Origin of the sequence: Pseudomonas sp. CF161 (genome assembly GCF_000416215.1) — a bacterium.
Lineage (GTDB): Bacteria > Pseudomonadota > Gammaproteobacteria > Pseudomonadales > Pseudomonadaceae > Aquipseudomonas.
Genome location: NZ_ATLP01000103.1, coordinates 1 through 23,275, shown reverse-complemented (window position 1 = coordinate 23,275; position 23,275 = coordinate 1). Strand labels below are relative to the sequence as shown.

Sequence of the window (23,275 nt, the reverse complement as noted above, 5' to 3'; positions counted from 1 at the left end):
TTTAGCGAGCCCGGCAGAAGGCTCAATAGTCTCCAAGGAACCTCCCATGACCGCCTCGATTCCCGCTGTTTCCAAGACCCGGCAGGTGGTTGCCGCCGTGGTCGGCAATGCCCTGGAGTGGTACGACTTCATTGTCTACGGCTTTCTCGCCAGCTTCATTGCCCGCCAGTTTTTCCCTGCGGAAGATGAATACACCTCGCTGCTGATGGCCCTGGCCACCTTCGGCGTGGGCTTTTTCATGCGCCCGGTGGGCGGCGTGCTGCTGGGGGTCTATTCCGATCGCAAGGGCCGCAAGGCGGCGATGCTGGTGATCATCCAGTTGATGACCCTGGCCATCGCCATGATCGTGTTCGCCCCCAACTACGCGGCCATCGGCCTCGGCGCGCCGTTGCTGATCGTGGCGGCACGCATGCTCCAGGGCTTTGCCACCGGCGGTGAATACGCCAGCGCCACGGCCTATCTGGTGGAGAGTGCGCCGCCCCACCGCAAGGGCCTGTACGGCTCCTGGCAGTTGGTGGGGCAGTGCCTGGCGGTGTTCAGCGGCGCGGCGATGGTGGCGGCGGTGACCCACTTCTTTTCACCCCAGACCCTGGAGCTCTGGGGCTGGCGCTTGCCGTTCGTGATCGGCCTGCTGATCGGCCCGGTAGGCCTGTGGATCCGCAAGTACATGGAAGAGCCCGAAGCCTTTCTCGAAGCACGCAAACAGGTACGTGGCAACGGGCCCGGGCTGTGGCAGGTGGTAGCGGCCTATCGCCGGCAGATCCTGGTGTCCATGGGCTTGTGCTGCGGTGGCACCGTGTCTTTCTATGTGGTGCTGGTGAACATGCCGACCTTCGCCCACACCAACCTCGGCCTGCCCCTGGACCAGGTGCTGCTGGTGCAGATGCTCGCCGTGGCGCTGATGACGCTAGTGATTCCCTGTGCCGGGGCGCTGTCGGACCGCGTCGGTCGGCGCCCAGTGCTGATGGCCTTCACCCTGGCGTTTTTCGTCATGGTCTATCCCTTGTACGTGTGGGTGGCCGAGGCGCCTTCCATCGAGCGCCTGCTAGTGATGCAGATCCTGTTGTGCAGCGCCATCGGCGGTTTCTTCGGCCCCGCGCCCACGGCCCTGGCCGAGCAGTTTCCGATCGAGGTGCGCTCCACCGGGGTGTCGGTGGCGTATAACGTCACGGTGATGCTGTTCGGCGGTTTCGCCCCGTTGATCGTGACCTGGCTGAGCAACGCCATGGCCACCCCGGTGGCGCCGTCCTTTTATGTATTGCTGACCTCGATCCTCAGCCTGCTGGGCATCTACTGTATGTACGACGCGGTCAGAGACGACAAACCCGATACCGTGACCCTGGGAGGCGAGTCTTGATCAATCAGCCCGAACCTTCGACCCACCACTGCATCGTCGAGCTGGACGCCCTGGCCCTGTCCCGGGCCATCCATGCCCGCGGGCTGTCCTGCCGCGAAGTGATGCTGGCCTACCTGGCGCAGATCTAGCGCTGCAACCCACGGGTCAATGCCCTGGTCTCCCTGGCAGACCCCGAGGCCCTGCTGGCCCAGGCCGACGAGCGTGACCGGCAACTGGCCCAGGGCCTGTCCATGGGCTGGATGCATGGCATGCCCCAGGCGATCAAGGACCTGGCGGCCACCGCCGGGATGACCACCAGCATGGGCTCGCCGCTGTTCGCCGAGCATGTGCCCCACGTGGACGCCATCAGCGTGGCGCGGGTCCGGGCCAGTGGCGCGATCATCGTCGGCAAGAGCAACGTGCCCGAGTTCGGCCTGGGCTCCCATACCTACAACCAGCTGTTCGGCACCACCGGCAATGCCTACGACAGCACCTTGTGCGCCGGCGGCAGCAGTGGCGGGGCTGCGGTGGCCCTGGCCCTGCGCATGCTGCCGGTGGCCGACGGCAGCGACATGATGGGCTCGCTGCGCAACCCTGCGGCTTTCAACAACGTCTTTGGCATGCGCCCCTCCCAGGGCCGGGTGCCCTATGGCCCGACCCCGGAGTTGTTTGTGCAGCAACTGGCTACCGAGGGTCCGATGGGGCGTACCGTGGCCGATGTGGCGCGGTTGTTGAGCACTCAGGCCGGTTTTGACGCCCGGGTGCCGCTGTCGCTGAAGGACGATCCGATGCGGCTCAATGCTTCCCTGCAACGGGATGTGCGGGGCCTGCGCCTGGGCTGGCTGGGAGACTACAACGGTTACCTGGCCATGGAGCAGGGCGTGTTGGCCTTATGTGAACAGGCCCTGGACGATTTCAGCAGCCTGGGCTGCGAGGTTGAACACTGCCAGCCGGACTTCTCCCTGGCCCGGCTCTGGGAGTGCTGGCTGGTACACCGTCACTGGCTGGTCCAGGGCACCCTGGGCCCGCTCTACAATGACCCGCAAAAACGCCGCAAGCTCAAGCCGGAAGCGTGCTGGGAAGTGGAGGGCGCGGCGTCACTGACTGCGGCGGATGTGTATCGCGCCTCCCAGACCCGCAGCGACTGGTATCGCGCGTTGCAGCAACTGTTCGAACGTTACGATTTCCTGTTGCTGCCCACTGCCCAAGTGTTCCCTTTCGATGCACGGCAAGCCTGGCCGCGGCAAATTGCAGGGCAGTCAATGGACACCTACCACCGCTGGATGGAGGTGGTGATCGGGCCGACCCTGGCCGGCCTGCCGAGCATCAGCATCCCGGTGGGTTGCAACCTGTCCGGCCTGCCCATGGGCATGCAGATCATCGGCCCGGCCCAGGCTGACCACGCCGTGCTGCAACTGGCCTACGCTCACGAACAACTGACCCAGTGGGTCCGGCGACAGCCGCCAGGAAACCTGCGGTAACCAAGCAGGTGTCGTGACCAGGGTGCAGGAGGCCTGCATCTTGCCGGTAGAACCTTCACCCATCCTCAGTCAGGGAGTTCGGACTATGGTCAGCAAGGTTGAAACCGGCAGTGTGCGTTCAGTGGAGCGGGCCCTGGCCATTGTCGAACTGCTTGGACAGCACCAGGCCTTGGGCCTGGAGGAACTGCACTATCTGACGGGCCTGGCCAAGGCTACGGTGTCACGCATGTTGCTGACCCTGCAGGAGCAGGGCTGGATCTATCGCGGCCTGAGTGACCGGCGCTATCGCTTGAGTGCCAGGAGTCTGTTCGGTGATAGCCGACAGCGTTTCAAGCGCCAGTTGGTGGAGCAGGCGGCGCCCTGCCTGCTGGAATTGAGTGCACGCACCGGGCTGGTCACTGACCTGTCGAGCTTCGATGGCGAATGCCTGGAGGTTCTGGAAAGCGCGGTGCCGGCGGTATTGCGCAAGCGCTACCCGAGCTGTAGCCGGATTGTCGGCCAGCATGCCAGCCTGTTTCATTCGGCCATGGGCAAAGCCTGCCTGGGGGCCCTGGCCAGAGATGAAGTCGAACGCCTGGCCGAACGAGAACAGGTACCGCTAGAAGCCCGGCAACAGGCCTGCGAGGAGTCGCGGTACCTGGGGTTTGGCCAGCGCACCGAGGGCCATTGGGAATACCCGGTGCGCCTGCCGTTCCTGATCCGGGCAGTGGCGTTGCCGTTGCAGGCCGAAGGCCAGGTGATCGGCAGCATTGCCCTGCATTGGCCCAGGGACCTGGCCTGTGTCGAACAAGTGCGCAACCGCCACTTGTGGTTGCTGGCCGAAACCATCGAGCAAGTGCAGAAAGACATCGCTTGAAATACCCCCTGCGGGCACTCCAGGTGCCCTGAACACGCCGCCCTAATCACGTCCTGCGCCCACTGGGTTCCATCCTGCGGAACCAGTGTCCATTGCCCTTTATCCCCCGAATCCGAAAATGAAGCCGGGTCGCCATCGGCGGCCATGACACCCATTCCAATAATAAAAACAGGTGATCTCATGCGGGCTGAACACAGTTGTCTGAGCGGGTTGTTGTGGTGTCTGTTGGCCGGCGGGGCTATGGCCGAGGATTTTTTCGAGGACAGCAGCACGTCCTTGCGCTACAGCCAGTTCTACTGGAAGGAAAACGACGGGGGAGGGTTCGGACCGACCCGGGATGAATGGGTGCAGGCCACTCAATTGAGTTTCAGTTCCGGCTGGTTCCACGATGTGCTGGGCATTGACTACAGCTACGGCCTGGCCGATGCCTTGCTTGTGGGGCACGAGGCCAACAACATCAGCAACCTTCGGGCTGATCGCAGCGTGCAGCAGCCCCACGGCATCGCCAAGCCCCTGGAGGCCTATCTGCGTGGGCGCTGGGTCGATGAGTCCGGCACCTTGAGCGCCGGTGTTGGGAAAAAGAGCCGGCAGTACCAGCTGTACCGCGATGACCGCTATTCACGGATCCTGCCGGCGGCCACCCTGGGCCAGGACCTGGGTTACGAGCGGGGCGCGCTGAGCTTGAACCTGAGCCGTATCGACGGTTTCAGCCCGCGCAACGAGTCGGGATGGAGCCAGGAACTGCGCAGCTATCAGGGGCGCAAGATCGATGATCTGCGGCTCTACGCACTGGGTTATGTGCTGCCCGATGGCAGCAAGCTGCAACTTGAGCACGGCGTGGCTCGGGACTACCTGCGTGCCTCCTCGCTGAAACTGTCCCGCAGCTTTGAATGGCCTTTCGGACGCGGCCTGGATGTCTATGCCACGTGGGGGCGGCAGGAGGATGCCGGCAGCCGCTTTGAATACGCGGGCGTACCCGGCCTGTATGAAGCGGAGCGCAGCCATGATGCACGCTATGTGGACCTGTCCCTGAAATACCGCTTCAGTCGCTATTACACCGGGTTGACCTGGAACAGGGTCTGGGGCGATGACTATGACCGGCCCTTCTTCGTCCAGGACCATGGCACCTGGAACAGCAGTGGCAAGCTGTTCTACTACTTCGGGCTGGAGGACGAACAGATGCTCAAGCTGATGGGCGGCATGGATTTTGGCGACATCGGCCTGCCACGCCTCAAGCTCGACCTGCACTATGCCTTCTCCGACCAAGCACGGGGCTATGAGGGCTTTAGCCGGCGTGAATTCCAGAGCGTGTTGCAATACTCGTTCGACGGGCTGTTCAAGGGCCTGGACCTGACCTGGTTGCACGGGCAGTTTCGCACCCGTGGCCAGCCTGATGGCCGCGAGCGGCAAAAGGTCTCGCGGGGACCTGCGGGCATCATCAGCCATAACGCTGAACGCCTCTACTTGAGCTATACCTACCGCTTCTAGCTTTGCCGGTGGGCGCCCGCCGATCGTGAAGTTTGCCAGCTCCTCGGGTGGACAGTTAAGGTGGCGCCTTCTTTTGCGTGGAGCTTGCATGCGTATCTCGATCCGCCTCTTTCTCAGCCTGCTTGGGGCCCTGACCGTGCCGGCCCACGCCGACTGGTACCTGGATAACGAGTCTTCCCGCCTGTCGTTCGTCAGCACCAAGAACTCCAGTATTGCCGAGGTGCAGCGCTTTCTCGTGCTGCACGGCAAGGTCGATGAGCAGGGCAAGGCCCAGTTGCAGGTCGAGCTGGAGTCGGTCAACAGCGCCATCCCCCTGCGCGACGAGCGCGTGCGCAAAGAGCTGTTCGAGATCAAGACCTACCCCGAAGCGTCCATCAGCGCCCAGCTCAGCCTGCAGCCGATCAAGGACCTGGCCCCCGGGGCGCAGATCGAGCTGCTGCTGCCGGTGACCGTCGACTTGCATGGCCAGCAGCACACCTACAACGCCGAGTTGCTGGCGACGCGCCTGGATGATCGGCGGTTTCAGGTGGTGACCCTGGAGCCGCTGGTGCTCGATGCCGAAGACTTCAAGCTGGCGCCGGGGATCGAGACCTTGCGCAAGGCCGCCGGCTTGTCGGCCATCAGCTTGTCGGTACCGGTGGGTGCGGTACTGATCTTCACGGCGCGCTGACATGGTCGGCGCGGTGTTTCCCTGGCGTGAAGGCAACCGTTTCGAGTTGCTGATCGACGGCCCGCGTTTCTTTCCGCGGATGCTGGCGGCCATCGAGCGTGCCACCGAGCAGGTCGAGCTGGAGCTGTACCTGGTGGAAGCGGGAGCCTGCGCCGAAGCCATGGTCCAGGCCCTGGTGCACGCCGCCGAACGCGGGGTACGGGTGCGTTGCCTGTTCGATGACTACGGCAGCCTGGCCTTTACCCTGCGCTTGCGTCAGCGCCTGACCGAGGCCGGGGTCGAGCTGCGTTTCTACAATCGCCTGAGCTGGCGCCGCGGCGGTCGCAACCTGTATCGCGATCACCGCAAGCTGCTGCTGGTCGACCAGTCCCTGGCCGTGGTGGGCGGCACCGGGGTCACCGATGAGTTCTGGGACCCGGAGGCCGACCACAGCGAGTGGCATGAAGTCATGGTCGAGATCGTCGGCCCACTGGTGCTCGACTGGCAGATCCTGTTCGATCGGCAGTGGCTCGCCAACCCCCACCGCACGGCCTGGAAACCCGCCGCGAATTTCGGTTTGCCGCGCTTGCCCAAAGTCCCGGCGCGGGGCGAGGGCATGGGCCGGGTGGCCTACGCCGATGCCCGTCAGCATCGGGATATTTTGCATTCGTTGATTCGTGCCCTGAACAGCGGCCAGCGGCGGATCTGGCTGGCGACCCCGTATTTCCTGCCGACCTGGTCGGTGCGCCGTTCGTTGCGGCGGGCGGCGGCGCGGGGTGTCGATGTGCGGCTGCTGCTGACCGGGCCCCGGACCGATCACCCTTCGGTGCGCTACGCCGGGCATCGCTACTACCCGAGGTTGCTCAAGGCGGGGGTGAAGATTTTCGAGTATCAGCCGTGTTTCCTGCACCTGAAGATGGTGCTGGTGGATGACTGGGTGAGCATTGGTTCCTGCAACTTCGACCACTGGAACCTGCGCTTCAACCTGGAAGCCAACCTCGAGGCCCTGGACCCGCCCCTGACCGGAGCGGTGACCGCGAGTTTCGAGGCCGATTTTGCCCAAAGCCAGGAAGTCAGCCTCGAAGCCTGGAAGCAGCGACCGCTGTGGCGCCGTATCAAGCAACGCATCTGGGGCTGGGTCGACCGGCTGGTGGTCAATATGCTCAATCGTCGGAGTTGAGCGTATTGCCTGCGAATAACACGGCACCCACTCCGGCCAGCGCAGCCCTCTGCAACCGCGCATCACTTGCGGATTAACGCGGCGTCCTTTCGGGCCAGCGTCCGAACGCGGCCCGAGCCTTCGGCAGCGGCTACAGCGTCAGAGCAGTTCGAAGCTCTGTTGTTTGACGTCCTGTGAGTCGAGGCCGATCTGCACGTTGAAGTCGCCCGGTTCGGCCGCGTATTTGAGTTGGGCGTTGTAGAACTTCAGGTCGTCCTCGGTGATGGTGAAGTGGATGGCTTTCTCTTCACCGGCCTTGAGCATGATTTTCTGGAAGTTCTTCAGTTCCTTGATCGGCCGGATCATCGACCCCGCCACGTCCTGGATATACAACTGCACCACGGTCTCACCGTCGCGCTTGCCGGTGTTTTTCACGGTCACGCTGGCGTCGAGCTTGCCGCTCTTGTTCAGGGTGGTGGAGGAGAGGGCCATGTCCGACAGGCTGAAGCTGGTGTAGCTCAGGCCATAGCCGAACGGGAACAGCGGCCCGGTGGTGTCATCGAAATACTGCGAGGTGTAGTTGCCCGGCTTGCCTGGGGTAAACGGCCGGCCGATGGTCAGGTGGTTGTAGTAGGTCGGGATCTGCCCGACCGAACGCGGGAAGGTGATCGGCAGCTTGCCCGACGGGTTGTAGTCGCCGAACAGCACGTCGGCAATCGCGTTGCCGCCTTCGGTGCCGCTGAACCAGGTTTCCAGGATCGCGTCGGCCTGTTCGTTTTCATCCAGCAACGACAGCGGGCGGCCGTTCATCAGCACCAGCACCAGGGGTTTGCCGGTGGCCTTGAGGGCCTTGATCAGTTCACGCTGGCTGGCCGGAATGTGCAGGTCGGTGCGGCTCGACGATTCGTGGGACATGCCCCGCGACTCGCCCACGGCGGCTACGATCACGTCCGAGGCCTGGGCCGCTTTTACCGCTTCGTCGATCATCTGCTGCGCCGGGCGTGGATCGTCCACCACTTCAGGCGCATCGAAGTTGAGGAAGTTGAGGTAGTCGACGACCTTCTTGTCGGCGGTGATGTTCGAACCGCGAGCGTAGGTCAGGCTCGCCTTGTCGCCCAGGGCGCGGCTCAGGCCGTCGAACAGGGTCACCGATTGTGCAGGCACGCCAGCGGCGGCCCAACTGCCCATCATGTCGATCGGCGCCTTGGCCAGCGGGCCGACCAGGGCGATTTTCGCGGTCTTGGCCAGGGGCAGGGTTTGGTTGCGGTTTTTCAGCAGCACCAGGCTGCGGCGTGCCACATCCCGGGCTTCGCTGCGGTGCAGGCGGCTTTCGGCATTGGTGTCGGCCGGGTCATCCTCGGCCTTGCCGATGCGCAGGTACGGGTCCTTGAACAAGCCCATGTCGTACTTGGCGCCGAGCACCTCGCGCACCGCGTTGTCGATATCGCTCTGGGCGATTTCCCCGGACTTGAGCAGCCCCGGCAGTTCCTTGCCGTACAGCGAGTCGTTCATGCTCATGTCGATGCCGGCCTTGATCGCCAGCTTCGCGGCTTCACGCCCGTCCTTGGCCACGCCGTGGCGGATCAGTTCGATGATCGCGCCGTGGTCGCTGACCGCCAGGCCCTTGAAGCCCCATTCCTTGCGCAACAGGTCCTGCATCAGCCACATGTTGGAAGTGGCCGGCACGCCGTTGATCGAGTTCAGCGCGACCATCACCCCACCGGCCCCGGCGTCGATGGCGGCGCGGTACGGCGGCAGGTAGTCCTGGTACATCTTGACCGGGCTCATGTCGACGATGTTGTAGTCGCGCCCACCTTCCACCGCGCCATACAGGGCGAAGTGCTTGACGCTGGCCATGATGCTGTCGGCGGCGTTCGGGCTCACGCCCTGGTAGGCCTTGACCATCACCTTGGCAATGCGCGAGACCAGGTAGGTGTCTTCGCCGAAGCCTTCGGAGGTCCGGCCCCAGCGCGGGTCGCGGGAGATATCGACCATCGGCGCGAAGGTGATGTCCAGGCTGTCGGCGCTGGCTTCCTGGGCGGCAATGCGCCCGGACAAGCCAATGGCCTCCATGTCCCAGCTCGAAGCCAGGGCCAGGCTGATAGGGAAGATGGTCCGGTGGCCGTGGATCACGTCATAGGCGAAGAACATCGGGATCTTCAGCCGGCTGCGCATGGCGGCGTCCTGCATCGGCCGGTTTTCCGGGCGGGTGATGGAGTTGAACGTGCCGCCGATGCGGCCGGCGGCGATTTCCTTGCGGATCAGCTCGCGGGGCATTTCCGGGCCGATGCTGATCAGGCGCAACTGGCCGATCTTTTCGTCGAGGGTCATCTGTTGCAGCAGGTTGGCGACAAAGGCGTCCTTGTCTTGCAAGGCCGCGCCCTGGGCTGGCTGGTTTTGCACGGTGGCCACCGAGGTCGCGGCCAATACGGGGTGACTGGCCAGGCTGATCAACAGGCCCAGCAAACACAGCTTCTTCATGAATATTGTTCTCAAGGGCTAAAGCCGACACCGGTGAGACGGGTCGAACAGCCGAAATTTAGGGAGCGCCTATTGTTGTTCGGATAAATACCGCACACTTCTGAACTCTTTTTTGCGCTGGGCATCTTTTAGCCCATCAGCCCGATGCATTCCAGTGGCGCAGGCAGTTTTTGCCCACAGGATGTGTGAAACCGGGCAAAAGCTTCATCTCAATCAGGTTGTGCAAGGAGCCCCACCCATGAACATCACCCAACGCCTGCGTTCGACCTGGCCCGTCGCCGCCTTGTTGCTGCTCGCCAGCCTGCTCAGTGGCTGCGGCATCAACAACATTCCGACCCTCGACGAACAGGTCAAGGCCGACTGGGGCCAGGTGCAGAACCAGTACCAGCGCCGCGCCGACCTGATTCCCAACCTGGTGGAGACCGTCAAGGGCTACGCCAAGCACGAGGAAGACACCCTGACCGCGGTGATCGAGGCGCGATCCAAGGCGACCTCGATCCAGGTCGATGCCTCGACCCTGGACAACCCGGAAAAACTCAAGCAGTTCCAGCAGGCCCAGGATCAGTTGAGCGGTGCACTCAGCCGGCTGATGGTGGTCTCCGAGCGCTACCCGGACCTCAAGGCCAACCAGAACTTCCTGGCTCTGCAATCCCAGCTCGAAGGCACGGAAAACCGCATTGCCGTGGCCCGGCGCGACTTCATCCTGGCGGTGCAAAAGTACAACACCGAGATCCGTACATTCCCCGGCCGCCTGTGGCACAGCATGATGTACAGCGACCTGCCGATTCGTGAAACCTTCGAGGCCACCAGCCCCGACGCCGACAAAGCGCCGCAAGTCAAATTCTGATGGGCCGCTTGCCGCGCATGCTGCACGGCGTGCTGCTGTCGCTGGCGCTGCTGGCCAATGGTGCAATCGCTGCCGAACCTGAATTCCCGGCCAAAAAACCGGGGCTGTATTTGCGCAAGGCCGCTCCTGAGCCGGTGCCCGAGCCGGCGCCGCGGGATGAAACGCCGGCGCCCCTGGAAAGCCTGTTTCCCGAGTTGAGCGGGCGGGTGGTGGATGGTGCAGGCCTGCTCGGCTCCAGCAGCATTCGCTACCTGACGCCGTTGCTCGCGGCCCATGAAAAACGCACCGGCGACCAAGTGGTGGTGGTCACCCTCGACAGCCTGCGCGGCAACAGCATTGAAGAATTCGCTGTGCAACTGGGGCGACATTGGGGCCTTGGCCAGCGGGACCTGAACAATGGCGTGCTGCTGATCGTGGCCCGCGCCGAGCGCAAGATGCGCATTGAAGTGGGCTACGGGCTTGAGGGCCTGCTGACCGATGCCCTGGCTTCGCAGATTATTGCCGGCATGGGCCAGGACTTTGCCCAGGGTGAGTTCGCCCAGGGGATCATCAACGGGACCAAGGCTATTCTGGACACCTTGCGTCGGCCAGCGCTGGCCAGGGTCGAAACCGACCAGGAGCAGCTCAAGAGCGAGCACCGCGAGGATTTTTTCCTGTTTGGCTTGCTGGCGGTGGTGCTGGGGCTGCTGTTTCTGTTGTTGCGCCAGGTGGTGGATATCGAGTTTGTCCGGGGCAAGTATCAACCGGGCGTCTCCAGGAGCGCTTCGAGCAGCAGTCGCCGTGACAGCGCTTCCGCCAGTACGGGCAGCTATGAGGGCTCAAGCGGTTCGGCAGGTTCCAGCGACAGCGGCGACAGCCTGCGCCCCGGCGGCGGCAGTTTTGGCGGTGGCGGAGCGTCCGGCAGTTGGTAACGGCGATCACGAAAGGACGAGGTGCTGATGCGAGCAATTAAAGTAAGCCTGGTGCTGTTGCTCTGGGTGCTGGCGGTGACGGCCCGGGCCGAGCTGAAGTTCCCGGAGTTGAGCGGCCGGGTGGTGGACGACGCGCAACTGATCGAGCCGGCGGTTCGAGCCTTCCTGACCCAGGAGCTGCAAGCCCACGAACAGGCCACCCGCGAGCAGTTGGTGGTGGTGACCGTGCCCAACCTGCAGGGCGCCCGGATCGAGGACTTTGGCTACTTGCTGGGGCGCCATTGGGGCATCGGCCAGAAGGACAAGAACAACGGCGCGCTGCTGATCGTGGCCCGCGACGAACGCAAGCTGCGCATCGAGGTGGGCTATGGCCTGGAGGACCGGCTGACGGACGCGCAGGCCTCGGTGATCATCAACCAGGTGATCACGCCCGCGTTCAAGGCCGGCGACTTCAGCAAAGGCATCAAGGACGGTGTGGCCGCCATGTTGCTGGTGCTGGGCGGTACGCCGCTGGAGCAGGCGAGCACGGCCTATGACTCGGGCTCCGATGCCGGCGTCAGTGACAAGGATTTTGTCGAGCGGCACCCGCTCTTTTTCATCTTCCTGGTGATGCTGTTTATCCTCGCCCTGATGGTGTTGCAGTTCCTCGGGATCTTGCCCAGCGGCGGTGGCCGAGGAGGTTCCAGCGGCGGCTCAGGCAGCGGCGGGTTCAGCGGCGGTTCGGGGGGCGGCTCAAGCGGCGGCGGTTTCAGTGGCGGCGGCGGCAGCTTTGGCGGCGGTGGCGCGTCGGGCGGTTGGTAACCAACAATAATCAGCGAGTATTGGACGACATGGCATTACTGAGTGAATACGAACAACGGCAGGTCGCCGAGGCGATTGCCCGGGTCGAGCAGCAGACCGACGCCGAGCTGGTGACCGTGCTCGCCGCCCGCGCTGACGATTACGCCTATATTCCGCTGCTCTGGGCCAGCCTGTTGGCGCTGATCGTGCCCGGGGTCATTCATCTGTTCGGCTGGATGGGCACCTACACTTTGCTGCTGACGCAATGGGCGACCTTTATTGTGCTGTGCCTGGTGTTTCGCATTCCCAAGGTCACCACCCACCTGATCCCGCGCTCGGTCCGCCACTGGCGCGCGTCGAACCTGGCCCGTCGGCAATTTCTCGAGCAGAACCTGCACCACACCGTGGGCAGCACCGGGGTGCTGATCTTCGTCTGCGAGGCCGAGCGCTACGTGGAGATCCTGGTGGACGAAGGAATCTCCCGGCGCCTGCCCGACCAGACCTGGGCGCCGCTGGTGGCAGCCTTCACTCAGCAGGTGAAGCAGGGCCAGACCTTGCAAGGCTTTATCAACTGCATCGACGCTTGCGGCGAATTGCTCAAGGTCCACGTGCCGGTGACCCAGGTGCGTAATGAGCTGCCCAATCGCCTGGTGGTGCTGGGTTGAATCGATTGTCGACGGTTTATGCTTCGAAAGTCGTAGTTGGGGGCTGTTTGAAGTCAGCATTGATTAAACGGCAATAGTTCCCGCCAGGCGGGCTATTGCCGGTTACCGGGCTGATTAAGTGCAATGCTTTTCAGACCGGTTTGATGCCGTTAATTACGACTAAAGTAGTAAAAACAGTATTCCTCAAGTTCAGGCACTTATTCCCACATTTGAATACCGCCATGGGACATGGCCTGGATCGGATGTTGGATAAACCCTTTGCCCGCTGAAATTTTCTGCGTTGTAACAAGCAGGAAACAAAACTTTGCTTATTCGATATTTGAATATAAAAGCAAAAAATAATATTAGAGCGGAATAAGTGTAGTCGTTATCCTGTGCTCCGCAGGGCATCGTTGAGCGGTTGCCGCCGTTGGCTGCCTCCATTGCGCGGCGGCCTTTCCTGGTTGTCGCTACTCGATCCCGAGTTGTCCGTATCGGTAAAAGATACGGCAGGGGGCATCCGGGAATTAATCATCGAGTTCGCAGCGGGAGTCCTGCAGGTCGGTCTTCTTATTATTGAAGTTGCCCAGGGCGGTGCAACTTCCGAGTGAGTGTGCCGAGGTCGATTAATCAAGTGTTTGTATCGGGTAACTGCCGGGGAACTTAGTGTTTCTTCAATGGCGGCCAGGTGGCTGTGTGCTTGCTGTTTGCAGCGTGTGACGGTTTTTTAACTTAGGGTTTGGGGGATTGATGAATATTCGTAAAAAAGCCGTGTCGAGCCTGGCACTCCTGGCGCTGGCGTTGACCGGGGCGGGCATGGCCCAGGCCGCGCAGCCGAGCGTGCGCATCGGCTACCAATTGCCATTGACCGGCAATACCGCCCAATACGGGCAGGACTTCAAGGCCGCCGCTGAAATCGCCCTCAAGGAGTTCAACGCGTCGGGTCGCATCCCGGTGCCGGTTGAAATCGTGTTCGAAGACTCGCGCTCCGATGCCAAGGAGGCCGTGTCGATTGCCCGCAAGTTCGCCGACGACCCAAGCATTGTCGGGGTCCTGGGGGATTTCACCTCGACGGTGTCGATGGCCTCGGCCCAGGTGTACAAGCGTGCCGGTCTGTCGCAACTGTCCCAGACCGCTTCCCATCCCGACTACACCAAAATTTCCAAGTGGCAATTTCGCAATATCACCAACCAGGACCAGGAGGGGCCGTTCAACGCCGACTGGATCGCGTCCCAGGGTTTCAAGAAGGTCGCGGTGATTGGCGAGCAGACCGACTGGGGTCAGTCAGCAGTGCAGGCGTTTGAGAAAAAGGCCAAGGAAAACGGGATCGAGGTGGTGTTCTCCGAGTACTTCAACCGTGGCATTCCCGATTTTCGTTCGCTGATTACCAAGGTCGACCGGGTGCACCCCGACGCCATCTACGGCGCCATTTTCTACGAGGACGCGGCGCAGTTTCTCAAGCAGCTGCACCAATTGGGGGTCAAGGCTCCGGTGTTCTCCAGTTCGGCGGCCTACAACGAGCAACTGATCAAGCTGGCGGGTAAAGACGCCGATGGCTTGCGCCTGACCTCGACCTTCCTGCCCACCGTGGATGCGGAAAACGTGCGCCACTTCGTGACCGCGTGGAAGGCCGTGCGCAACGGCGAGGAGCCCGGACAATTCCCGGCCCAGGCCTACGACGCCACCAACATCATGCTCGCCGCCGTGGCGCGGACCTACCCTGACGCCACGCGGGACAAGGTGCGCCAGGCGCTGGCAGAGACCAAGGACTTTCCCGGGGTCACCGGCTCCACCACCTTTGATGCTGACCGCGAACCGCACAAGTCCCTGGTCAAGGTTGAAGTCGTGAACGGCAAATTCGAGCCCTCGGCGCACTGATCGCGGATCGCTAATCCTTGCATTCAACTGTGTGGAAACACCCAGAAGCCGGCGCAGGTGTCTGCGTCGGCGATTAAGCCGTACCTGTTCGAGGCGTTTCCCGTGATCGATTCCTACTATTTCCAGCAACTGGTGATTGGCCTGTCGCAAGGCATGACCTACGCGCTGGTGGCTATTGGCTTCACCCTGATCTTCGGTGTGCTGAACGCGGTGAACTTCGCTCATTCCGAGGTCTACACCATTGGCGCCGTGGCCGGGCTGTTCGTCATCGGTGCCTACGCCCCGCCCCTGGCCGCCGTGGTGCTGTTGGTAGCCGCGGTGGGCGCCGCGCTGGGTTTTGGCCTGGAGCGGCTGGCGTTCAAGCCGTTCCGGCGTTTTTCCGACGAGGCCTCGCTGAAGTCCAGGGCCATGCGTGAATCGACGCTGATGTCGTCCCTGGCGCTGTCGATCATCGTGCGCGAGGGCCTGGAACTGGTCATGGGCTCGCAGATGCAGCCCGTCCCCTTCAACTACATGCTCAATACGCCGATTGTCCTGGGCAGCATCACCATCGTCAGTGGCGACGTGGTGATCTTCGCGGTGTCGGCCAGCATGTTGATCGGCTTGCAACTGCTGCTGAAAAAGACCCGGATCGGCCTGTCGATCCGCGCGGTGTCCAATAACCCCCTGGGGGCCAAATACAGTGGGATCAATGTCGACCGCACCATCGTCTCGACCTTTGTCCTGGGGTCGTTGATGGGCGCGGTGGCCGGATTGCTGGTGGGGCTCTATTACGGTTCGGTGTTTCCCTCGATGGGCTTTGCCCCGGGCATCAAGGCATTCGTGGCGATGGTCATGGGCGGCCTGGTGTCGATTCCCGGCGCGGTGATCTGCGCGTTGATTCTCGGCGTTTCAGAAAGCATGGCCACCACCTTCATGCCCTCGGCATGGGCGGACATGGTGCCGTACCTGTTCCTGATCCTGACCCTGATTTTCTTTCCCCGGGGCCTGTTCGGCGGAGGGCGCGAACGTGTCTGAGCGCTTTGTTCCCGCCGCGGTGATCGCCGCGCTGGTGCTGCTGGTATTCGTTGCCGTGCCCCTGGCCCTGCACGCTCACGGTGGCGGCTATTACTACCAGCTCGCCAGCCTGGCGTTGATCTTCATTCTGCTGGCCTCGTCCCTGCACCTGGTCTCGGGTGTGACCGGGCTGCTGCACCTTGGGCAAGCGGCGTTCTACGGGGTCGGCGCCTACCTGGCGGCGCTGGCCGGGGTGGCCTATCACGTGCCGTTCTGGTTGGCGCTGCCCCTGGCGGGCCTGGGCTCGGCGTTGATCGCCCTGCTGGTGGCGCTGCCCACCATGCGCCTGGTCAGCATCTATTTTGCGGTGGCGACCCTGGCCATCGGGCAGATGATCAACATCATCCTGATGAACTGGGTTCCGGTTACCGGCGGCCCGAACGGGGTCACGCTGTTTTCCCCCATGGACCTGTTTGGCTGGGAGATCACCGACAACACCGGCATCTATTACGTGGTGGCCGTGACGGTATCGCTGTCGGTGTGGGCCATCTACCGCCTCAGTTACTCCTATTACGGCAATGCGCTGCGTGCCCTGCGCGAAGACGACCAGTGCGCGGCGGCCATGGGCATCGATGCGGTGCGGCTCAAGACCCAGGTGTTCACGGCGGCGGCGTTCTTCGCCGGGATTGCCGGCGCGCTCTGGGCCTACACCACGGGCTATATCTCGCCGAACGATTTCAAATTCTCGGAAACCATCCTGATCCTGGCCATGGTGGTGGTGGGCGGCCTGGGCAGCCTGCCGGGGGCGATCATCGGCGCGCTGCTGCTGGTCCTGCTGCCGGAAGCGCTGCGCGGCTTTGGCGATTTGCGCAACATCATTGTCGGCAGCGTCATGTTCCTCTCCATCCTGTTCCTGCCCAAGGGCCTGTGCGGTGAAGTGCCGGCGATCAGCCTGGCGCGCGGGTTGTTGGGCGGCGCCTGGAAAACCGATGCGGGCAAAAAGGTGGGTTGGAAATAATGCTCCTTGAATTCAACGGACTGACTCGCCGTTTCGGCGGGCTTACCGCCATCGATAACGTCTCGGGGCATGTGGCCAAGGGCGAGTTGCTGGGGCTGATCGGCCCCAACGGGGCCGGCAAGACCACCCTGTTCAACCTGATCACCGGGTTCGTTCCGGTCAGTGCCGGCACCGTGCATTTTGCGGGCCGCGATGTGACCGGCAAGCCGCCCCATGTGGTCGCTCGGCTCGGTTTGTCGCGCACGTTCCAGAACCTGCGGATCTTTCCCAACATGACCGTGTTCGACAATGTTTCGGTCGGCGCCACGGGGATGATCGGCCAGGGCCTGGTGGAAACCATTTTCGGCCGTGGCGAGCGTCGGCGACGGATCTCGGAGCAGAGCTGGCAGGCGCTGGAGGCGGTCGGGTTGCAGCACCTGGCGAACCAGCTGGCGGCCAATCTCTCCTACGGCCAGCGCAAGTACCTGGAAATTGCCCGGGCCCTGGCGATGCAGCCTGAGCTGTTGATCCTGGATGAGCCGGCAGCCGGGCTCAACGACACCGAAACCGCCGAGCTTGCGGCCTGTATCCAGCGCCTGCACGGCACCGGGCTCAGCGTGATGCTGGTGGAGCACGACATGAACCTGGTGATGTCGATCTGTCAGCGGATTCTGGTGCTCGCCTCCGGTAGAAAGATCGCCGATGGGCCGCCGGCGGCCATCCGCTGCGACGCGGCGGTCCTGGAATCCTATCTGGGGACTGATTGGGAATGAACATCCTCGACATCCAGGGCTTGAAGATCAACCTGGGCACCCACGACATTCTGCACGGCATCAGCCTGGCCGTGCCCGAGCGCAGCATCATCGCCGTGCTGGGGGCCAACGGGGCGGGCAAGACCACCCTGATGCGCGCGATTTCCGGGATCTACCAGGCCAGCGCCGGCAAGATCCTGCTCGATGGCCAGGACATCAACAGCCTGCCCAGCCACAAACGGGTGCAGCAGGGGATTCTGCAGACGCCGGAAGGGCGGCAGATTTTCTCCAACATGACCGTGCGCGAAAACCTGCTGGTGGGCGGTGGGCCTTATGGCATGCGTGAGGCTGAATCGGTGCTGGATCTGTTTCCGGTGATCGGCGAGCGCTTTCACCAACTGGCGGGTTCGTTGTCCGGCGGCGAGCAGCAGATGCTGTGCATCGGCCGGGCCTTGATGCGCCGGCCGCGGATTCTGCTGATGGACGAGCCCTCGTTGGGGCTGGCGCCTAAAGTGGTGGGGGAGATTTTTCGGTTGATCCAGCACATCCGCTCCACCGGCCTCACCGTGTTGCTGGTGGAACAGAATGCCAAGGCCGCGCTGCGGGTCGCCGACTACGCGGCGGTGCTGGACGGCGGCCATATCACGCTTGAAGGACCGGCCGCGCAGATTGCCGCCGATCCACGGATTGTCGACGCTTACCTCGGAGGTCATTACCACCCATGACGCACACAACGTCCAACGCCCTGGCCACGAGCCGCCTGCGCGAAGAGCTGGCCTACCTGAAATTGCCCAGTGCGGCCTGGACGGCCGCGCGCAAGGGCCCCGACGGACTCGACCTGCCCGATGTCGCGATTATCGGCGCGGGCATGTTTGGCATTGCCGCCGCCGTGGCCCTGATCCTCAAGGGCGTGCACAACGTCCGCCTGTTCGACAGCCAGCCACCCGGCCGCAGCGGGCCCTGGACCACCTATGCGCGGATGCCGACCCTGCGTTCGCCCAAAGACCTGCCGGGGCTGAGTTTCGGGATCCGTGCGCTGACCTTTCGCGCCTGGTACGAAGCGACCTACAGCCCCGAGGCCTGGGAGGCGCTGTACAAGATTCCCAATGCGGTGTGGCAGGACTACCTCGAATGGATCGCCGAGGCCTTCGACCTGCCGATTGAACACAACGCGGCGATCCGACGTTTTTCGGTGGGGCCGCAGACCGTCACCCTGCAGCACGAGGACGGGCGCAGCCTGATTGCCCGGCGCCTGGTGATCGCCACCGGGCGCTCGGGGACGGGGGGCGCGAGCCTGCCTGGGTTTATCGATCCGGGCCTGTTTCCGACCCGGGCGGCCCACAGCTGCGACCCGATCGACTTTGCCGCCCTGGCCGGGCGCCGCGTGGCGGTGATCGGTGCCGGTTCCTCGGCCTGGGACAACGCCGCGACAGCGCTGGAGCACGGCGCCGCGCAGGTCACCCTGTATGCCCGGCGCAGCTATCTGCCGCAGATCAACAAGGCCCGGGGCTATATTTATCCGGGCTTTATCGAGGGCTGGCACGGGCTCGCCGCGCAGGATAAATGGGCGGTCTCGGCCTACCTCGACGACATGCCGCCACCACCGCCCCATGAAACCGTACTGCGAACCCTGGCGGCTGGGGGCGAGCGCTTTACCCTGAATTTCGACTCGCGGTTCGAGGCCGTGTCCGAGGAGGCCGGGCAGGTGCAACTGACCTTGGCCGAGCGCACCGATCACGCGGACTTCCTGATTGCCGGGACCGGCTTTCGCGTTGACCTGGCCCGTGAACCGCTGTTTGACCAGGTGGCCGGGCGCGTGGCGCTGTGGCGTGACCGCTTTGTACCGGCTGCCGGTTCCGAGCGGCCGCACCTGGGCCTGTTTCCGTGGCTGGGGGCGGGGTTTGAACTGCAAGAGCGCGGGCTGGCCGACGGTGCCTCCGAACTGAACCGGGTGCACCTGCTCAACCACGCCGCGAGCCTGAGCTTTGGTTCGATTGCCTCGGATATCCCGGCGATTTCCGCTGCCGCCGAACGCCTTGCCCGGCACATTGTGGCCCAGCTTTTTCAGGAGGGTTTCGGTGCGTATCAGCAACGGCTGGTGGATTGGGAGAACGAGTGGGAGCTGGAAACCACCCCTTACTTCCACCGCGCATCAGGCGCTCAACCGGCGCTTTAAGCCTCGGGTTGCCAGGCGCCGGGCGATTTCTTGTCGCCCGTTGCGCCGGGCGTTTGGCAACCGCTACCCAGCGGCGGGGCGGCTCGAACGCCTGCCCTGATCAGGCCTCGGCTCGTGGAAAAAACACCGCTGGGTCAATAACTCCGTGCCCCGACGGGCCATCCCCCCTAAAATACCCGCCACTTTTGAATCACCGCGCGTATCGCCCGAGGCCCCGTCCCCCATGTCTGTCACTGCAACCTCCAGCCGTCCGGCGCCGGATCACCATGCCCAGTTTCTGGCCTTGCTGGACACCAGCCTGGCGCAGAACGCCTTTATCAAGCTGGTTCTGGCCAAGTACGTGGGCGACGAAGCGGATCTGCAGCGCATCATCATCAAGCAACTGACGGTCAAGGAGCAGCCGTGCCTGTCCTTCGTCTACCGCTACAAGACCCGGGACATCACCAAGAACTTCTCCCTGGAGGAGGGCGCGGCGTTGATCGGCCAGTGGCTGCCGGCCTCGTTCAAGAACGCGCACCTGCTGACCCTGACCGATGAGGTGCAGCTGGAATACAGCAAAAAGGGCAAGAGTTCGCTGTTCAAGGGCAAGCCCCAGCAGCAGCGTGAAGTGCCGTCGGCCGAGCACAACCGTGAGAAGAATCGTTTTCTCGACCTCAGCCGGCCGTTTCTCGCGGATCTTGGGGTGACCAACAAGCAGCACGAGCTGATCCCGGCGATGTCGCGCAAGTGGAAGCAGATCAACAAGTTCATTGAAGTCTTCAGCCACGCCCTGGCCACCTCGCCGATCAACCTCGCGCAGCCGGTGCGGGTGGCGGACTTCGGTTCCGGCAAGGGCTACCTGACCTTTGCCATCCACGATTACCTGCGCAACACCTTGCAGGCCCCGGCTGAAGTCACCGGGGTCGAGCTGCGTGAAGACATGGTCACCCTGTGCAATACCGCTGCGGCGCGCCTGGAGCATCCGGGGTTGGTGTTCAAGTGTGGCGACGTGCGCAGCGTTGCCCCCAGCGAGCTGGACGTGATGATCGCCCTGCATGCCTGCGATATCGCCACCGACTACGCGATCCATACCGGGATCCGCTCCGGCGCGGCGATCATCATGTGCTCGCCGTGCTGTCACAAACAGATCCGTCTGCAAATCCAGAGCCCGGCGCTGCTCAAGCCGATGCTGCAATACGGCCTGCACCTGGGCCAGCAGGCAGAAATGGTCACCGACAGCCTGCGCGCGCTGTTCCTCGAGGCCTGTGGTTATGAAACCAAAGTCTTCGAATTCATCTCCCTGGAACACACCAACAAAAACAAAATGATCCTCGCCGTCAAACGCGCCGAAGCCGCAGACCCGGCCCAGTTGCTGCTGAAAATCGAAGAGCTCAAAGCCTTCTATCACATCAGCGAACACTGCCTGGAAACCCTGCTCAAGGCCGATGGCTACCTGTAACCCACCACTGTTGGCCAGCGCAGCCTGGCGGCAGCGGCTACAGGATGTGTGAGGTTACAGGGCCCGCCCTGGCGCGGGTTCGGCCGGGCGGACGCTGGTCTTGCGCCCGAGCATCACGGTCAGAATCACGCCCACCGCGAACACCCAGGTGATCGGTTCGATGCGCTCGCCAAACAACAGCGCGGAAAAGGCGAGGGTGAAAAAGATCTGCAACCGCTGGATCTGACTGACCCGGGCAATGCCGCCCATGGCCGGCCCGGCGTTAGAGCAGCGGCAAGCGGCAAGCTTTCAGCGACAAGCTTGAAGCTTGCAGCTGCTCCTGTAGTACCCGCGTATTACCCGGGCCGGCAGATTAGGACTACCTTGAATACTCTTTCTGCCCACGTGTTTCTGTAAAAGGAGTTATCCCATGGCCGCTAAAAAGATCCTGATTCTGGTCGGCGATTACGTCGAAGACTACGAAGTGATGGTGCCGTTTCAGGCGCTGCTGATGGTGGGGCATACCGTGCACGCCGTGTGTCCGGACAAAAACGCCGGCCAGACCGTGCGCACCGCGATCCATGATTTCGAGGGCGACCAGACCTATAGCGAGAAGCCGGGTCACCTGTTCGCCCTGAACTTCGATTTTGCCAAGGTGCAGGCTGCCGATTACGACGCGCTGCTGATTCCTGGTGGTCGGGCGCCGGAATACCTGCGGCTGAATGAAAAAGTCCTGCAACTGGTCAGGGAATTCGACAAGGCGGGCAAGCCCATTGCCGCGGTGTGCCACGGCGCGCAACTGCTGGCGGCAGCCGGGGTGCTGGAAGGCCGTGAATGCAGCGCCTACCCGGCCTGTGCCCCGGAAGTGCGACTGGCGGGGGGGACGTACATCGATATTCCCGTGACCGAGGGCCACGTTCAGGGCAATCTGGTCACCGCCCCGGCCTGGCCGGCGCACCCAAGCTGGCTGGCGGGTTTCCTCGGCCTGCTGGGCACCCGAATCACCCTGTAACGGAGGGCCCTGCGCATGTGCGAGCTGTACGTCAAAGCCGATCCGATTCTCTACGAATCCCGTTCACGCTCGCTGCGCATCTGCGGCGTGGTCACCACGTTGCGCCTGGAAAACCAGTTCTGGGACATCCTCAGTGAAATCGCCGGGGAAGACGGTATGACCACCAACCAACTGATCGCCAAGCTGTATGAAGAGGTCATGGACTACCGCGGCGAAGTGGTGAACTTCGCTTCCTTCCTGCGCGTCAGCTGCACCCGCTACCTCAGCCAGCGCCGCAGCGCCACGCCGGAACTCAGCGTGGTTCGGCGCAACGCCCTGTAACACCTGGCGCTATGTCGGCGGCGTCGGCTCCGGCCAGCGCAGCCTGCGGCAGCGGCTACAAGGCGGCGTCAATCGCGGGTACGGGCACCCTCGAGCAATGCGTCCACCCCCGCCCGGGCCATTTCCACCGAATGCACCATGGACCAGATCAGCCCGCGCTCGATGCCGCTGGCGCGTTCGGTGATTTCATCAGACACCTCTTCGGCGCATTTAAGCAGCAGCGCGACGTGCATCAGCGCGTCTTCGGCATTGACCCCAGGTTGCACCGCGAACAGCGCATGGCCCTGGGCATCGCGCAGGCCAAAGGGGCGAGGCCGGGTGTTTTTCAGGGAATGGAGCAGGTGGGCGTTGGCGCGATCGAGTGCCGGGTCGCGGCGTCGTGGGTGGGGTGGATCGGGGACGTGCTTTTTCATGTGTGTCACTCACTCAGTCGTTGTCGGACTGCCAAGCTCACTTCCACATGAGGGGTGGCAGCTGTGCGTGGGTGTGGAAGACCGGGACTGAGTAACCCAGCACACCCGAAGGTGTCCCGCGCACAACTGCCATAAAGCGCCGTCGATGAAAATGCATCGACGCTTGCTCAAGAGCACTCATGCTTACTCAATCCCGAACTTCCACATCCGGGCCGCTGTTTTTGCAGCGACGCACGGAGACTGCCGGATCGGTATGAGCTGTACAAGCCGCTCAAAGGCGTTTTGGATTCTCTAGGAAATACCCTACAAAACAAAGAGAAACCTCTTCACGGCTCAGCGGTACAAGGCCCTGTCACCTATGGCCGGGAACTTCCCCTCACGGCCAACGCACTCCGTCTCCGTCCCAGGTGAGTTTCAGATTTTCCTTATATCCCCGCCCTCGACCTCAGCCCTAGATTCCCTCAGCCATGGAAGGTCCTGCACACCTGCATAGGCTCAGATCTCTAAAACCCAAGGACTCAGTGACAGGGCGTGATTGATGCTCAGCCGACGCCGATTCCCCCTTGAACCGAACAGCCTGCCACTGTCCGAGTAGCGGCCCGGCCCCAGGAGCGCTCTAGATGCTTGTCAGCTTCCCCTTCCTGCGCAAAGCCGATCTTCAAGAGACGGATACGATCGACG

At 63.0% G+C, this 23,275-nt stretch carries 20 protein-coding genes and 2 pseudogenes; 19 read left to right on the top strand and 3 right to left on the bottom strand.

Going from position 1 to position 23,275, the window contains the following annotated elements:
- The first annotated feature begins 46 nt into the window (after positions 1–46).
- The 6 genes and pseudogenes from CF161_RS23135 (at position 47) to CF161_RS23110 (ending at position 6,990) form a co-directional block, all read left to right on the top strand.
- Positions 47–1,357 (top strand): citrate-proton symporter, encoded by a 1,311-nt coding sequence (locus CF161_RS23135; RefSeq protein ID WP_020299043.1) that lies wholly within the window; start codon positions 47–49, stop codon positions 1,355–1,357.
- Positions 1,354–2,817, top strand: a pseudogene (locus CF161_RS23130) (amidase). The gene CF161_RS23135 and the pseudogene CF161_RS23130 overlap by 4 nt, the downstream one beginning before the upstream one ends.
- An 85-nt stretch (positions 2,818–2,902) precedes the next feature.
- The gene (locus CF161_RS23125) at positions 2,903–3,673 is read left to right on the top strand and encodes an IclR family transcriptional regulator (RefSeq protein ID WP_020299040.1); all 771 of its coding nucleotides are present in this window, start codon (positions 2,903–2,905) and stop codon (positions 3,671–3,673) included.
- 180 nt (positions 3,674–3,853) lie between these two features.
- Positions 3,854–5,161: an OprD family outer membrane porin gene (locus CF161_RS23120; RefSeq protein WP_043230190.1), complete on the top strand. Its 1,308-nt coding sequence runs from the start codon at positions 3,854–3,856 to the stop codon at positions 5,159–5,161.
- 88 nt (positions 5,162–5,249) lie between these two features.
- Complete coding sequence (locus CF161_RS23115; protein ID WP_020299038.1) at positions 5,250–5,831, top strand: YceI family protein; 582 nt, start codon at positions 5,250–5,252, stop codon at positions 5,829–5,831.
- A gap of 1 nt (position 5,832) precedes the next feature.
- A complete protein-coding gene (locus CF161_RS23110) occupies positions 5,833–6,990 on the top strand; it encodes a phosphatidylserine/phosphatidylglycerophosphate/cardiolipin synthase family protein (protein ID WP_020299037.1) in 1,158 nt (385 codons plus the stop codon).
- A gap of 138 nt (positions 6,991–7,128) precedes the next feature.
- Here the strand turns inward: CF161_RS23110 and bglX are convergent, their stop codons facing one another.
- The gene (bglX, locus tag CF161_RS23105) at positions 7,129–9,450 is read right to left on the bottom strand and encodes a beta-glucosidase BglX (RefSeq protein ID WP_020299036.1); all 2,322 of its coding nucleotides are present in this window, start codon (positions 9,448–9,450) and stop codon (positions 7,129–7,131) included.
- 238 nt (positions 9,451–9,688) lie between these two features.
- On the opposite strand from bglX, the gene CF161_RS23100 reads away from it, so the two are divergent.
- The 11 genes from CF161_RS23100 (at position 9,689) to CF161_RS23050 (ending at position 20,869) form a co-directional block, all read left to right on the top strand.
- Positions 9,689–10,297, top strand: coding sequence for a LemA family protein (locus CF161_RS23100; RefSeq protein ID WP_020299035.1), 609 nt, complete (start codon positions 9,689–9,691; stop codon positions 10,295–10,297).
- Positions 10,297–11,208 (top strand): YgcG family protein, encoded by a 912-nt coding sequence (locus tag CF161_RS23095; RefSeq protein WP_020299034.1) that lies wholly within the window; start codon positions 10,297–10,299, stop codon positions 11,206–11,208. The genes CF161_RS23100 and CF161_RS23095 overlap by 1 nt, the downstream gene beginning before the upstream one ends.
- A 27-nt stretch (positions 11,209–11,235) precedes the next feature.
- Positions 11,236–12,009, top strand: a complete 774-nt coding sequence (locus CF161_RS23090) for a YgcG family protein (RefSeq protein WP_020299033.1) — start codon at positions 11,236–11,238, stop codon at positions 12,007–12,009.
- Between the two features lie 29 nt (positions 12,010–12,038).
- Positions 12,039–12,653 carry a TPM domain-containing protein gene (locus tag CF161_RS23085; RefSeq protein ID WP_020299032.1) on the top strand — a complete coding sequence of 205 codons (615 nt, stop codon included), beginning with the start codon at positions 12,039–12,041 and terminating at the stop codon, positions 12,651–12,653.
- A gap of 729 nt (positions 12,654–13,382) precedes the next feature.
- Positions 13,383–14,510, top strand: coding sequence for an ABC transporter substrate-binding protein (locus CF161_RS23080; protein ID WP_020299031.1), 1,128 nt, complete (start codon positions 13,383–13,385; stop codon positions 14,508–14,510).
- Positions 14,511–14,612: 102 nt separating this feature from the next.
- Positions 14,613–15,527 (top strand): branched-chain amino acid ABC transporter permease, encoded by a 915-nt coding sequence (locus CF161_RS23075; RefSeq protein WP_043230205.1) that lies wholly within the window; start codon positions 14,613–14,615, stop codon positions 15,525–15,527.
- Positions 15,520–16,524, top strand: coding sequence for a branched-chain amino acid ABC transporter permease (locus CF161_RS23070; protein ID WP_020299029.1), 1,005 nt, complete (start codon positions 15,520–15,522; stop codon positions 16,522–16,524). The genes CF161_RS23075 and CF161_RS23070 overlap by 8 nt, the downstream gene beginning before the upstream one ends.
- A complete protein-coding gene (locus tag CF161_RS23065) occupies positions 16,524–17,276 on the top strand; it encodes an ABC transporter ATP-binding protein (RefSeq protein ID WP_020299028.1) in 753 nt (250 codons plus the stop codon). Before CF161_RS23070 ends, CF161_RS23065 begins: the two co-directional genes overlap by 1 nt.
- A complete protein-coding gene (locus tag CF161_RS23060) occupies positions 17,273–17,980 on the top strand; it encodes an ABC transporter ATP-binding protein (protein WP_020299027.1) in 708 nt (235 codons plus the stop codon). The genes CF161_RS23065 and CF161_RS23060 overlap by 4 nt, the downstream gene beginning before the upstream one ends.
- Positions 17,977–19,431, top strand: a complete 1,455-nt coding sequence (locus CF161_RS23055; protein ID WP_020299026.1) for an NAD(P)-binding domain-containing protein — start codon at positions 17,977–17,979, stop codon at positions 19,429–19,431. The genes CF161_RS23060 and CF161_RS23055 overlap by 4 nt, the downstream gene beginning before the upstream one ends.
- Before the next feature lie 223 nt (positions 19,432–19,654).
- Positions 19,655–20,869, top strand: a complete 1,215-nt coding sequence (locus CF161_RS23050; RefSeq protein ID WP_020299025.1) for an SAM-dependent methyltransferase — start codon at positions 19,655–19,657, stop codon at positions 20,867–20,869.
- Positions 20,870–20,923: 54 nt separating this feature from the next.
- On the opposite strand, the pseudogene CF161_RS23045 reads toward CF161_RS23050, so the two are convergent.
- A pseudogene (locus CF161_RS23045) lies at positions 20,924–21,130 on the bottom strand (EamA/RhaT family transporter); the annotation flags it as partial.
- A gap of 148 nt (positions 21,131–21,278) precedes the next feature.
- Between CF161_RS23045 and CF161_RS23040 the strand changes: the two are divergent.
- Both CF161_RS23040 and CF161_RS23035 read left to right on the top strand, forming a co-directional pair.
- Entirely contained in the window at positions 21,279–21,860 is a 582-nt protein-coding gene (locus CF161_RS23040; RefSeq protein WP_020299023.1) for a DJ-1/PfpI family protein, read from the top strand.
- 15 nt (positions 21,861–21,875) lie between these two features.
- Positions 21,876–22,181, top strand: coding sequence for a ribbon-helix-helix domain-containing protein (locus CF161_RS23035; protein ID WP_020299022.1), 306 nt, complete (start codon positions 21,876–21,878; stop codon positions 22,179–22,181).
- Positions 22,182–22,249: 68 nt separating this feature from the next.
- Here the strand turns inward: CF161_RS23035 and CF161_RS23030 are convergent, their stop codons facing one another.
- Complete coding sequence (locus CF161_RS23030; protein WP_020299021.1) at positions 22,250–22,594, bottom strand: DUF3077 domain-containing protein; 345 nt, start codon at positions 22,592–22,594, stop codon at positions 22,250–22,252.
- Positions 22,595–23,275: the final 681 nt, after the last annotated feature.